This is a genomic window from Granulicatella sp. zg-ZJ (assembly GCF_010892355.1).
Lineage (GTDB): Bacteria > Bacillota > Bacilli > Lactobacillales > Aerococcaceae > WM01.
In genome coordinates this window covers 1-12,685 of the sequence record NZ_WNJY01000035.1, presented here as the reverse complement: position 1 = coordinate 12,685, position 12,685 = coordinate 1, and the positions used below count along the sequence as shown (strand labels likewise).

Genomic DNA, 12,685 nt, shown 5'->3' with positions numbered 1-12,685 from the left:
GCTGTGCCGCTAATTAAATGATGTGAGATAGCTTGGTGTACAATAGTATTAAATATATCTTCAAACACAGAAGTCCCTTGAAAACGGCGAATATAATTTTGAGAGAAAGTAGAATAATGTGGGGTAGGTTTAGAGAAAGGGAGGTTTAAAAACCATCTAAACGCTACGTCGGTTTCGACACGTTTAATGGTTTCTCGCATGGATTTAATACCATAAATATCTTTTAAAAAGACCAATTTAAATAAAACAACAGGGTCTAAACTATTACGACCGTTGGTATGACTATAATAGGGAGAAGTAATCTCATAAATAAAATTGAAATCAATTGATTTATCAATTTTACGTAGTAAATGGTCTTTTGGTACTAATTCGGACAATGTGTTTAATATGATTTCGTCATTTGAATGATTTTCTTTATAGAACATAGTATCTTACCTCCTTTTATTACCTATATTATAACATCTTTAAGGGTCATTAGTGTATCAGACGTTAAGCCGTATGATTTAACGTCTGATACGAAAAAAGACTGTTGACGCTCTTAATTTGTCAACAGTCTGAGGAGAACTGACAATATGAACTGTCAGTTCTCCTTTTTTGTTTGCTATAGATATTCATTTTTATGAAAAGATACTTTGTATCATTGAGAATAAAGTTTGCTCGTTTGTTACAGTATAAGTAGATAATTTGTTTTTGTGTAAATCTTTATTAAACCAACACGTTTGCATATTTAATGCTAAAGCAGGTGCGATATCATGATGATATGAATCACCTATCATTAACGTATGTTCGGGCAATCTATCAAAAGTGTTTAAAACAGTATGAAAAACATGTTTATCTGGTTTAGCATATCCTAATTGTTCTGAAATAAACCAATATTTTTTTGGAATATACATTTCAATATTTAAGGCTTCTAATTTGATATTTTGTCCATAGGTAGGTCCGTTTGTTAAAATAGCCATTTGCTTATTGGATTGTTTTAATAAAGTGAAAATATTTTTCATTGTATCTGATAAGGTGATATGTGTTTGAAAATAGCGATATTGTGATTGCATATGTTTAAGTGTGTCCATATTATACGGAACATGATAGTGTTCTAGTAATAGTCTAAAACGATAGGAATAAGATTGTTCTAAAGGCATTTCTTTACGTTGGACAGCTTGAAAAGCTATTTCAGAAAACACACTATACTGTTTAAAAACAGTATTTATTTTATCAGAGAATGTAAGAGAACACGATTGAACCATTTTTTCAAATGGTTCAATCGTGTCGTATAAAGTATTGTCTAAATCAAAGATAATCAGCTCTATATTAGCGTTTCTTTTTGGATATATCATAAGTGAATCCCTCTCCTAGCACATTATGGACATCTGATATTGTCACAAATGCTTTTGGATCGATGTGGTTGACTAATTTTGTAATATCTACAACTTGATTTCTATCTACGACGATGTATAGTATTTGTTTTTCTTCTTTTGTATAGGAACCATGCCCGTGTAAGACTGTTACACCACGATATAAGTCGGTTAAAATTCGTTGGCTAATTTCTTCATGATGTTCAGAAATAATTAAAATCGACTTTCTGACGTTGAAACCTTCCAAAATATAATCAATCACTTTAACAGCAACAAATAACATAATCAATGTATAAATACTTTTTTCAAATCCGATTACAAATGCAGAAGGACCGACAATAAATAAGTCAATGACAAATAATGCTGTACTTGTTGGAACATTGAAATAACGATTGATGATAAGAGCGATAATATCTGTTCCGGCTGTTGAGCCACCTGCCCAAATAATAAATCCGATAGATGTTCCGCTCATCAATCCACCAACGATTGGGACCAATAACTGATCGTGCATGACGTATTGGAATGAAGAGGTTAAGCGAACAAAAACAGAAAAAATAGCAAATGAGTAAATTGTATAAAAAATGGTTGATTTTTCCAAATATTTATAGCCAATTGCCATTAAAACGAGGTTGATTAAAAAATAAGATAATTCAACGGGAATTTGTGCAACATAGTATAAAAGTAGTGAAATACCAGTGACACCACCTTCTCCCATATGGTTTGCTAATAAAAATGTATTAACGGCTATAGCAAAAACTAAATTCCCTAAAGTAATAATAAATAATGATTTCCAAGAAATATTTTTCACCTTATTGTTCTCCTTTCTTATGTATATGGTACCGAAAAATTGTAACATAACCTTTTTCATTATTCAATTATCTATTTAAATATTTTGTCAAAAATAGACATAAAATGTATATAGTTAATAATAGGAAGATGGAGGAGAGAACTATGATTGAACAAATTGCAGATAAAATGATGCATACTGCTTTAGAAAAATCTATTTCAGATATTCATATTATGCCTAAACAAAAGATGTATATCATCTATTTCCGTTATTTAGGTAAATTAGTGATATTTAAAACATTAACTTATGAGATAGGAGAACAACTCATAAGACATTTTAAATATATAACAGGGTTAGCTGTCGGTGAAAAAAGAAAATCTCAAACAGGATCAGCAACTTATAAAATAGCTAATGTATCTTTTGATATTCGAACATCGACCATTTGTAATGTGTATTATCAAGAAACAATGGTTATTCGTTTACTTAAAATAAAAAAAGAAACAGGTGTTATTCAACATTATTTTCCTAAGAAAATAGATGCTTTATATAGATTATTCACGAAAAAACAAGGCATGATTATTTTTTCTGGACCAGTCGATTCGGGTAAAACAACGCTCATTCATTATTTATTATCAAAAAAATACAATGAAAAGCCTATTCATATTATGACTTTAGAAGATCCAGTAGAGATTATTAACGATCATTTTTTACAAACGGAAATCAATACATCCATAGGTGTTGATTATCAACACTTAATAAAAGCAAGTTTGAGACATCATCCAGACATTTTATTTATTGGGGAAATACGAGATGAACAAACAGCTGCAATGGCGGTTAGAGCATCTTTAACAGGACATTTAGTAGTTGCTACTATTCATGCAAAAAGTTGTGAAGGTTGTATGATGAGATTATTAGAATTAGGTGTTTCAAAAGTGTTGTTAAAAGAAGTATTAACAGGAATTGTGATGCAAAGGCTTATTCCTAGATACTGTCCATTTTGTGAAATGGAATGTTTGTTTTATTGCACGCATATCCCGAGTCACGAGAAACGCTTACTGTTAACGAGTGTTATGACAGAAAGCGATATTCAATTATATTGGACGACAAATAAAGGGAAATCTGTGCAGTTTGATAAGCTTTTATCTAAATTATATACCTTGTCTTATATAGGAAAAGAAACATTGGAGGAGTATCGAATTGGGGCATCGCTTTAAAAAAGAACACCAAGCAGAATGTTTAATCAAATTATCTGAATTATTAAAAGAAGGATTTCCTTTGTCAGAGGCTTTGACGTTCTTAGTGCATTTGATGGTGAAACAAAAACCTATATTTGTCTATATGGAACAAGCTTTAAAATCTGGTAAATCATTTGACTCTATTTTAGGAATATGTGGGTTTGATCAGTCTATCACAACAAGAATTTATTTAGCACAATTACACGGTCATTTACAAGAAGTCTTGTTCAGTTGCGGTCATCAATTAAAAGAACGACGAAAGCAATATCAAAAAATACAACAACTGTGCTTGTATCCAACTATACTATTGTGTTTTATTATTGGATTGATTATTGGGATCCAGCAATTTTTTTTACCCAGTTTAGAAGATATGTTTCATCAATCTAATTATGAAAATAGTCAGTTTACTTTTTTTCTTATAAAAGCATTACCTGTTTACATATTATGGAGCATTGTTATGTGTGTTCTGTGTTTTTTGTTATTGCTTTTTTATTATCAAAAGCAATCTCCTATGAAAAAAGCTAGGTTTTTAAGTAAAATTCCTTTTATTAAAAAGTGGATAAAATGGTATTATACGTCTTATTTTTCCAGAGAGCTCGCTTATTTGTTAGGAAGTCAGTACGGTTTTAATGAAGTGGTCGATGTATTGAAAAAAGGAAATACCTTACCGTTATTGAAAGAGTTTGTCGTATTGGTTGAACACTATATGCAACAAGGACAAACGATAAGTGATGTTATTCGTAAGTTGCCGTTTTTAAGTGAAGAAATGGCACTTGTCATTGAACATGGAGAAAAAATTAGCCATTTATCAATGAAATTATCTGTCTTTTCAAAAGACAATTTGGAAAAATTAGAAAAGGATATTCATCAAAAAATGACATGGATACAGCCTATTCTTTTTTTGAGTGTGGGTCTATTTATTGTTGCAATTTATATTGCTTTAATGATGCCAATGTTTGATATGGTTAATCATGTTTTAGTTGAATAAAAGGAGGATATATATGTTTAAATCACTAAAAAATAAAAAAGCTTTTACACTTTTAGAGATGATTATTGTTTTGTTTATTATTTCTATTTTAATGCTACTAATTGTCCCTAATTTAACAGATAAGAAAGAGCGTATTGATAAACAAGGTACACAAGCATTGGCAAATGTTGTACAAACACAGGCAGCTCTATATTTATTAGAGCATCAAGATCATTCTGTTTCTTTAGAAGCTCTGCTAGATGAAGGTTATTTAAATGATAAACAAATAAACGAAATCAATCAACGCCATATTACACTTTCTGGAGATGGGCATGTATCTTATCCGACAGAATAAAGGTATGTTATTTATAGATAGTCTAATTGCTCTAATGATTATCACATTTTTGTTCGTTATAGGTATTCAATTTCAAAAAAGTGCTCTACAAGATATGACGTGTCAATTATTTTTTGAAGCGTTTCAAGAAAAATTACTTTATGCACAACATCAATCGATTGTGACACATCAAGATAGTATCGTAACAGTAAACATGAAAACGCATGAAGTATATACAAATTTAGCATTGGACAAATCTTTGAAAGTACCTCGTGTACTTTCAGGCATGACACATGCATATTGTTTTTCAAAAGATACGGGAACGTTAAAAAGATATGATACATTCACATCGTACACAGAAACGTATACATATATTTTACATGTACAATTTGGAAGAGGGGTATGTTATCTTGAGAAAATTAAGCGATATTAGAGCGAGCATTTTGTTTGAATGTGTCTTATCTTTTTTTCTATTGTCGAGTTTTATTCTTTTAATGAGCTTTTGTATGATACAACAATTTGTATTTGAACAGACCCAAATAGACATTAACCATCTTTATGATGTATTGGATAATCGCATAATCTCAGAGCAAACAGGAACACTTAATCAAGGAAAAGGGCGTATTGATAATGATGTGAATGGCGGAATTATTTATTATGATAATAAACAAATACTATCAGTTTTTAAAAAATAAAAAGGGATTTACATTATTGGAAACAGTAGTGTCATTATTTGTTTTTTGTGTTATAACGATATTACTTCTTTCTACTCAACCAATGATAACAAAGTATCATGGCTATATGCGACAACATCATGAAACAGCCTTTATTCAATTCAAAAACTATTTAGAATACTGTTTGTCCAAAGAACAATATATCAAACATGATACAAATGTACTTTTCACACAAATAGATAAGAAAACAATTCGATATGAACAGTATCACAACATTCTAAGACGTACAACTGATAAAGGTGGATATGAACCCTTACTATTCAATGTGCAAAAATGGTATGTCAATAAGCAAAAAGACTATTATCACATTCGTGTATTTTTTCAAAATGGAGATTATTATGAAACGAATATTCTATATATTATTCAAAAATAAACAAGCTAGTATTTTTGTGACTGTGATGACTTTATGTCTTTTTATGATAACGAGTTTACTATATCTTCAAATGACTTATCACGATAAAATAGCTATGCTGTATAGTGAACGAGAAAATCGTTTGGCGAAAATGATGATACACATTGTTTGTAAAGATATGGATAAAAATATAAAAAAGAAGGCGATTATCTTTAATACTGGGACCGTTTATATTGATAAAAAAGAGGAAGACATACTATTACTGACTTGTGTGTTAAAAAATGGGAAACAAATTTATCAAGAAATTACATTAAAACAAAAAACTGAACCGTCATCTAAAGAGTGATACTATTTTTTATTTCATGATTATGTTAAAATAATATAGGTGAATATGGAGGAATAGTATGAATACATTATATGGAACAGTCATAACAGGCATGGTCACAGATGAAAATAACGATTTTTATTTTATTCAAAAAGACGGTGTGACGTTTGCGATGGATAAACAAGAAGATGAGTCGCTATCCATTGGAGATACAGTAAAAGGCTTTGTTTATGAATCTAGTCAACATAAAAAAAGGTTAACAACGAATATTCCAAAAGTCCAGCAAGGGAAGTACGCATGGGCGACAGTAACGCAAGTTAGAAAAGATTTAGGAGTGTTCGTTGATATAGGATTACCTGATAAAGAAATTGTCGTTTCTTTGGATGATTTACCGCAAATGAAAGAGTTATGGCCAAAGAAAAATGATCGATTGATGATTAGTTTAAGAGTAGATAAAAAAGAGCGTTTATGGGGTATTTTAGCAGACGAACATATTTTTAGATCTGTTGCTAAAAAAGGAAAAGAAACAGATAAAAATAAAGATATTACAGCAACGGCTTTTCGCTTAAAATTAGTTGGTACATACGTTTTAACAGATGACTACTATATTGGATTTATTCATCCAAGCGAACGCATTGATGAGCCTAGATTGGGTGAGCAATTATCTGGACGAGTAATTGGTGTTAGACCAGATGGTATTTTAAATTTATCTTTAAGACAACGTGCACATGAAGCTATTGGGGATGACGCGGAAATGTTATTGGCATTTTTAAACAAATCAAAAGATGGAAGTCTTCCATTTTGGGATAAAAGCGATCCAGATGATATAAAACAATACTTTGGGATTAGCAAGGGTCAGTTTAAACGTGCCGTAGGTAATTTGTTGAAGCGTCGTATGATTGAACAAAAAGATGGCTATATTCGATTAGTGAAATAAGTATATGATGAGTTTAGATAAACGAATAATAAAAGAATATATCATTGACTTCTCAAGAGAGGGAGCTTCAGAAAATAGTTGTATCAATTATGAATTGGATTTAATACACTATGCTAATTTTTTAATAGAGATATATCGTATTGTACATTGGGAAAATATTAGTGCAGATCATATTCGACACTATGTTTCTTTACTTTATGATGAAGGTAAAGAAGCAACTACGATTAGTCGTAAAATATCAGCTTTAAGAAGTTTTCATAAATATTTAAAACACCAGCAGATTGTTGAAACAAATCCAATGGAAAAAATTTCTTTACCTAAAAAAAGAAAACAGTTACCCCGTGTACTAACAGAAGATGATATAGACGATATTTTAGCTGTTCCTGATTTAAATACCTTGCAAGGTATCCGAGATAGAGCGATTTTAGAAGTGATGTATGCCACTGGATTACGTGTATCCGAATTATGCGATTTAAAACTATCCCAAGTGCATAGAGAAGCAGCAACAGTAAATGTTATCGGAAAAGGAAATAAAGAGCGAATTACACTATTAGGCGAAGAGGCACTACATTATTTAAATATGTACTATAATTTAGTTAGACCTGTTTATGATAAAGATAATCTAAGTGCTTACGTTTTTTTAAATCGTAGAGGTAAACCATTTACAAGGCAAGGCATTTGGAAACGATTGAAAGAAATCGTTCAAGAAAGTGGAGTCGATAAGCATGTTACTCCACATACTATTAGGCATTCTGTGGCAACGCATTTATTGGCAAATGGCATGGATTTAAGAATGATACAAGAATTATTAGGGCATGAACATTTAGAAACAACACAAATTTACACACATATTGATATGAATAAAGTGACGGATGACTATACACTAGCACATCCACATGCAAAAAAATAGGAGCGAGGAATAAAAATGAAATTTAAACGTATACATTTAATCGTAATGGATTCAGTAGGAATTGGAGAAGCACCAGATGCTGATAAATTTGATGATGTAAATTCTCATACATTAGGACATATTACGGACAATATGGAGCTTCATTTACCAAATATGGCAAAATTAGGTCTAGGAAAAATAGAATCTTTAAAAAATATACCAAATGATATTGAAACAATGGGATATTATACAAAATTACAAGAAGAATCTGTTGGAAAAGACACAATGACTGGTCATTGGGAAATTATGGGACTAAATATTGATAAGCCATTTAGAGTTTTCCCAAATGGTTTTCCACAAGAACTTCTTCAACAAATTGAAGAACACACTGGTCGGAAAGTTATTTGTAACTTACCGTATAGTGGAACAGCCGTGATTGATGATTATGGACAAGAACAAATGGAAACAGGAGCTTTAATTATTTATACTTCTGCAGATCCTGTTTTACAAATTGCAGCACACGAAGAGATTATTCCATTAGAAGAATTATATAGCATTTGTGAATATGTACGTAGCATTACATTAGATGAACCTTATATGGTGGGACGTATTATTGCTCGCCCTTATATTGGAGAACCAGGAAACTTTAAACGTACAAGTAACCGTCATGACTATGCATTAAGTCCTTTTGGTGAAACAACATTAAACTTTTTAGAACAATCTCACTATGATTGTATTGCTATTGGTAAAATCAATGATATTTTCAATGGTGCGGGTATTACAAAAGCCATTCGTACAAAAGATAATATGGATGGTGTTGACAAATTACTTGAAGTTTTAGAAACAGATTTTACTGGATTGAGTTTCTTGAATTTGGTCGATTTTGATGCTGTTTATGGACATAGACGTGATGTGATAGGGTACGGACAAGCTTTAGAAGCTTTTGACAAACGCTTGCCTGAAATTTACGAAAAAATGGCTGATGATGATTTATTGATGATTACGGCAGACCATGGAAATGATCCAACTTATAAAGGAACAGATCATACACGTGAATATGTACCTTTAATGGTGTATTCGAAAGCTTTTGAAAAAACGGGAGCTTTGTCAGCAGGTGGACATTTTGCTGATATTGCAGCAACTATTTCTAATAATTTTTCAGTTAAACAAACAGAAAATGGAAAGAGTTTCTTATCAGAGTTAGTATAAAGGAGATTTATAAAAAAATGACATATAAAGAAAAAATTGCACAAGCAACAGATTATTTAAAGAAGCAAGGTATTGAAAAGCCACAATTTGCTTTAATACTAGGATCTGGTTTAGGTGAATTAGCAGAAGAAATTCAAAATCCAATTATTGTTGAATATTCAACAATTCCTCATTTTCCTGTATCAACTGTTGCAGGTCATTCTAATGAATTGGTTTATGGTGAATTAAGTGGTAAAAAAGTTCTAGTTATGAAAGGACGTTTCCACTATTATGAAGGCTATGCATTAGATGCTATTACATTCCCAATTCGTGTGTTCAAAGCATTAGGTATAGATTCTGTTTTCTTAACAAATGCAGCAGGTGGTGTTAATGAAACATTTAAACCAGGTACTTTGATGATGATTACAGATCATATTAACTATGCTGGACCAAATCCATTGATTGGTGCAAATGATGAGGAAATCGGTCCACGTTTCCCAGATATGACAAAAGTATATACACCAGAGTATCAAACGATTATTCGTCAAGCTGCTAAAGAAGTAGGTGTGGATTTGAAAGAAGGCGTATATACATGGTACTCAGGTCCTTCTTATGAAACACCTGCTGAAATTAGAATGTTTAGACTATTAGGAACAGATGCAATTGGTATGTCTACTGTTCCAGAAGCGATTGTAGCACGCCATGCAGGTATGAAAGTTATGGGAATTTCTTGTATTACTAACTTAGCAGCAGGCATGAGTGGTAATGCATTAAGTCATGAAGAGGTTGTAGAGGTTACTCAAAAAGTTAAACACTTATTTAAAGACTTAGTCAAAAAAACGTTAGAATTAGCTTAAGCTAAATGTTCTCATTTTTATTGTATATCAATAAAAGTGAGAACATTTGCCTATGTATTGATGTTTTTAGGAGTTATAAATGGAAAATAATCAAGAATTATTGATAAAATTAGATGATTTTGAAGGTCCTTTAGATTTGTTATTACATTTGATTAAAGAAACAAAAATGGATATTCAAGAAGTTCCAATGCTGATTATTGTTGATCAATATTTACAATTTATTCGTTCAATGACACATTTACAGTTAGATATTGCTGGAGAGTATTTGGTTATGGCGGCTACGCTTTTAGAAATTAAAAGTAGATTGTTATTACCACGAGTTGATACAATAGAGATTGAAACAGAAGAGTACGAAGAAGATTTACAAGATGAGTTAATTAGACAACTGATTGAATACCAACAATTCAAAGAAGTTGCAAGTGCCTTGCGTGAAAAAGAAGACGAACGAGGACAATTTTTTGCAAAGGAACCTACTAATTTAGAACTACTACAAGAAAATATCCCATTAAAAGAGGGAGAAGTTAGTCTTGATGATATGATTCGTGCTTTTCAAAAGATGTTTCAAAAACAGCTTCAAAAACAACCATTACATGCAAGAATCGAAATGGATCAAGTATCTGTTGAAGAAACAATGTTACGCATAGTTGACACATTATCCAAAACAAGTAGAGAAGTACCGATCATCGATTTTATTGACTCAAAACAGTCTTTAATAGCAACATTTCTAGCCATGTTAGAGTTAGCAAAAGAAAAACGTGTGTATTTTAAACAAGGTACATTACATGATATGATTTATTTATATGCAGGAGAAAATATTCAACAAGAAGAATGGTATGATTATAAAGGAGAAGAAAATGAGTAATCAAATAGGTGCAGTTGAAAGTTTGTTATTTGTATCAGGTGATACAGGCCTAACACTATTAGAGTTGAGCGACTTATTACATATACAAACTTCCGACGTTACAGTATTGCTGGAAACTTTACAACAAAAATACCATGATGATGAACAATGCGGACTGGCATTAGTTTCTTTTGCTAATCGTTATCAAATAGTGACAAAGGGAATATATTCAGAAGTAATAAAAGAATATGCAGTTTCTCCTTTTGCCACTAAATTATCTCAGGCAGCGCTCGAAACATTAGCTATTATCGCATACAAACAACCTTTAACACGTGCACAAATTGATCAAATTAGAGGTGTACAATCAACAGGTGCTCTACAAAAATTACAAATGAGAGATTTAATTGAATCTAAAGGAAGAGAAAATAGTCCAGGAAAGCCTATTTTGTATGGGACAACAGATTATTTTATGAATTATTTTGGTATTACGGATATGTCAGAATTACCTGATTTAGATCAATTAGAAATGATTCAAGAAGATACGCTACAAGATTTGTTTGAAGAGCGTTATAAAAAAGAGTATCAAACAAATGATGTAAAAATAGAAGATGCTACAGAATAAGGAGAAAACTAGTGGAACGTTTGCAAAAAGTGATGGCGCATGCAGGGGTGGCATCAAGAAGAAAATGTGAAGAATTGATTATAAGTGGTCATGTTCAAGTAAATGGAAAATTTGTGACGGAGTTAGGCTATAAAGTAAGTACAAGTGATAAAATTGAAGTAGACGGTGTACCGCTTTATAAAGAAGAACCTGTTTATTATTTATTTAATAAACCACAACGTGTTATTTCGGCTGTATCAGATGATAAAGGAAGAGCAGTTGTAACAGATTATTTTCAAGGATTGCAAGAAAGAATTTATCCTATTGGGCGATTGGATTATGATACAACAGGATTATTATTGTTAACAAATGATGGAGAATTTGCTAATTTACTTATGCACCCAAAATATCATGTGGAAAAAACATATATTGCAAAAGTAAAAGGTATACCTACTGAACAGCAACTAAAAAAACTGAAATATGGTATTAAAATTGATGGGAAAAAAACAGCTCCTGCAAAAGTAAAATTATTATCTGGAGATACAGATAAGCAAATAGCAACCATTGAATTAACCATTCACGAGGGTTGGAATCATCAAGTGAAAAAAATGTTTATGGCAATTGGTACACCTGTCATGAAATTAAGACGTGAAAAATATGGTTCTTTAACACTTGATCATTTAGGTGTCGGACAGTGGCGACCACTAAAGAAATATGAAGTACAAAAATTAAAACAAGAAGCAATGCAAATGCAACCTAAAAAATAAAAAACTAATCGTGTTGGTGGATTATTCTCACCAACACGATTTTGTATATAAAAGTGGACAAAAAAAGAGAAATACCTGTATGATTAAATCACCACAATTAAACAAGGAGGTATTTCTCATAGATTATTATACAAAAAAATTAGGCTCTTCGTCAAATGGTGTTGGCGGAGAGCTAAATAAGATTGAATAGCGATGCCTATAATGAACTTTATTTGGCTCTTCGTCAAATTATGTTGGTGGAGAGAAATAGTGGGTATGTTGGTAGTGAATGGCATTAACCATTCACTACCTTTTTCACATTCTTTTTCTGCCATTGGGAATGGTGTTGTATGATTAAAATACGTAATCTAAAATAGGAAAAACGTCTATAGCCATAGGCAATGCGTTTGATAACTTTAATATGATTGTTGATAGCTTCTGTGATACCGTTTGAATAAGGTGTGGTAAAAGCTTGATAAATACCATTCTGATAGGTTTTAAAAATATCAAATTTCTTTCTAAACCACTCTGGTAATGACG

The 12,685-nt window shown here is 31.4% G+C and carries 18 protein-coding genes; 14 read left to right on the top strand and 4 right to left on the bottom strand.

What is annotated here, in order from left to right; all coding sequences use genetic code 11:
• The 3 genes from GMA11_RS08450 to GMA11_RS08440 form a co-directional block, all read right to left on the bottom strand.
• The coding region (locus tag GMA11_RS08450; protein ID WP_163546717.1) for a transposase at nucleotides 1–425 on the bottom strand (425 nt) is incomplete at its 3' end.
• A gap of 192 nt (nucleotides 426–617) precedes the next feature.
• Entirely contained in the window at nucleotides 618–1,334 is a 717-nt protein-coding gene (locus tag GMA11_RS08445; RefSeq protein ID WP_163546716.1) for an HAD family hydrolase, read from the bottom strand.
• Nucleotides 1,309–2,160 (bottom strand): YitT family protein, encoded by an 852-nt coding sequence (locus GMA11_RS08440; protein WP_163546715.1) that lies wholly within the window; start codon nucleotides 2,158–2,160, stop codon nucleotides 1,309–1,311. The genes GMA11_RS08445 and GMA11_RS08440 overlap by 26 nt, the downstream gene beginning before the upstream one ends.
• 143 nt (nucleotides 2,161–2,303) lie before the next feature.
• On the opposite strand from GMA11_RS08440, the gene comGA reads away from it, so the two are divergent.
• From comGA to GMA11_RS08370, 14 genes are all read left to right on the top strand, one after another.
• On the top strand, nucleotides 2,304–3,353 hold the full coding sequence (gene comGA / locus GMA11_RS08435; protein ID WP_163546714.1) for a competence type IV pilus ATPase ComGA: 1,050 nt from the start codon (nucleotides 2,304–2,306) through the stop codon (nucleotides 3,351–3,353).
• The gene (gene comGB, locus GMA11_RS08430; RefSeq protein WP_163546713.1) at nucleotides 3,337–4,362 is read left to right on the top strand and encodes a competence type IV pilus assembly protein ComGB; all 1,026 of its coding nucleotides are present in this window, start codon (nucleotides 3,337–3,339) and stop codon (nucleotides 4,360–4,362) included. The genes comGA and comGB overlap by 17 nt, the downstream gene beginning before the upstream one ends.
• Nucleotides 4,363–4,375: 13 nt before the next feature.
• Nucleotides 4,376–4,696: a competence type IV pilus major pilin ComGC gene (gene comGC, locus GMA11_RS08425; RefSeq protein WP_163546712.1), complete on the top strand. Its 321-nt coding sequence runs from the start codon at nucleotides 4,376–4,378 to the stop codon at nucleotides 4,694–4,696.
• On the top strand, nucleotides 4,674–5,108 hold the full coding sequence (locus GMA11_RS08420) for a hypothetical protein (RefSeq protein WP_163546711.1): 435 nt from the start codon (nucleotides 4,674–4,676) through the stop codon (nucleotides 5,106–5,108). The genes comGC and GMA11_RS08420 overlap by 23 nt, the downstream gene beginning before the upstream one ends.
• 73 nt (nucleotides 5,109–5,181) lie before the next feature.
• Nucleotides 5,182–5,370 carry a hypothetical protein gene (locus GMA11_RS08415; protein WP_163546710.1) on the top strand — a complete coding sequence of 63 codons (189 nt, stop codon included), beginning with the start codon at nucleotides 5,182–5,184 and terminating at the stop codon, nucleotides 5,368–5,370.
• Nucleotides 5,315–5,782, top strand: coding sequence for a competence type IV pilus minor pilin ComGF (gene comGF / locus GMA11_RS08410; protein WP_370516585.1), 468 nt, complete (start codon nucleotides 5,315–5,317; stop codon nucleotides 5,780–5,782). The genes GMA11_RS08415 and comGF overlap by 56 nt, the downstream gene beginning before the upstream one ends.
• Nucleotides 5,748–6,107 carry a hypothetical protein gene (locus GMA11_RS08405; RefSeq protein WP_163546708.1) on the top strand — a complete coding sequence of 120 codons (360 nt, stop codon included), beginning with the start codon at nucleotides 5,748–5,750 and terminating at the stop codon, nucleotides 6,105–6,107. Before comGF ends, GMA11_RS08405 begins: the two co-directional genes overlap by 35 nt.
• A gap of 58 nt (nucleotides 6,108–6,165) precedes the next feature.
• Nucleotides 6,166–7,023, top strand: coding sequence for a S1 RNA-binding domain-containing protein (locus GMA11_RS08400; RefSeq protein WP_163546707.1), 858 nt, complete (start codon nucleotides 6,166–6,168; stop codon nucleotides 7,021–7,023).
• A gap of 4 nt (nucleotides 7,024–7,027) precedes the next feature.
• Nucleotides 7,028–7,933 carry a site-specific tyrosine recombinase/integron integrase gene (gene xerA / locus GMA11_RS08395; protein WP_163546706.1) on the top strand — a complete coding sequence of 302 codons (906 nt, stop codon included), beginning with the start codon at nucleotides 7,028–7,030 and terminating at the stop codon, nucleotides 7,931–7,933.
• Nucleotides 7,934–7,948: 15 nt separating this feature from the next.
• Nucleotides 7,949–9,121: a phosphopentomutase gene (deoB, locus tag GMA11_RS08390; RefSeq protein WP_163546705.1), complete on the top strand. Its 1,173-nt coding sequence runs from the start codon at nucleotides 7,949–7,951 to the stop codon at nucleotides 9,119–9,121.
• A gap of 17 nt (nucleotides 9,122–9,138) precedes the next feature.
• A complete protein-coding gene (locus GMA11_RS08385) occupies nucleotides 9,139–9,957 on the top strand; it encodes a purine-nucleoside phosphorylase (RefSeq protein WP_163546704.1) in 819 nt (272 codons plus the stop codon).
• Between the two features lie 79 nt (nucleotides 9,958–10,036).
• The gene (locus GMA11_RS08380; RefSeq protein ID WP_163546703.1) at nucleotides 10,037–10,819 is read left to right on the top strand and encodes a ScpA family protein; all 783 of its coding nucleotides are present in this window, start codon (nucleotides 10,037–10,039) and stop codon (nucleotides 10,817–10,819) included.
• A complete protein-coding gene (scpB, locus tag GMA11_RS08375) occupies nucleotides 10,812–11,420 on the top strand; it encodes an SMC-Scp complex subunit ScpB (RefSeq protein WP_163546702.1) in 609 nt (202 codons plus the stop codon). Before GMA11_RS08380 ends, scpB begins: the two co-directional genes overlap by 8 nt.
• A gap of 11 nt (nucleotides 11,421–11,431) precedes the next feature.
• Nucleotides 11,432–12,166, top strand: coding sequence for a pseudouridine synthase (locus tag GMA11_RS08370; RefSeq protein WP_163546701.1), 735 nt, complete (start codon nucleotides 11,432–11,434; stop codon nucleotides 12,164–12,166).
• A gap of 274 nt (nucleotides 12,167–12,440) precedes the next feature.
• Here the strand turns inward: GMA11_RS08370 and GMA11_RS08365 are convergent.
• Nucleotides 12,441–12,685 (bottom strand): transposase (locus GMA11_RS08365; protein ID WP_163546700.1); only part of this gene is annotated, 245 nt, incomplete at its 5' end.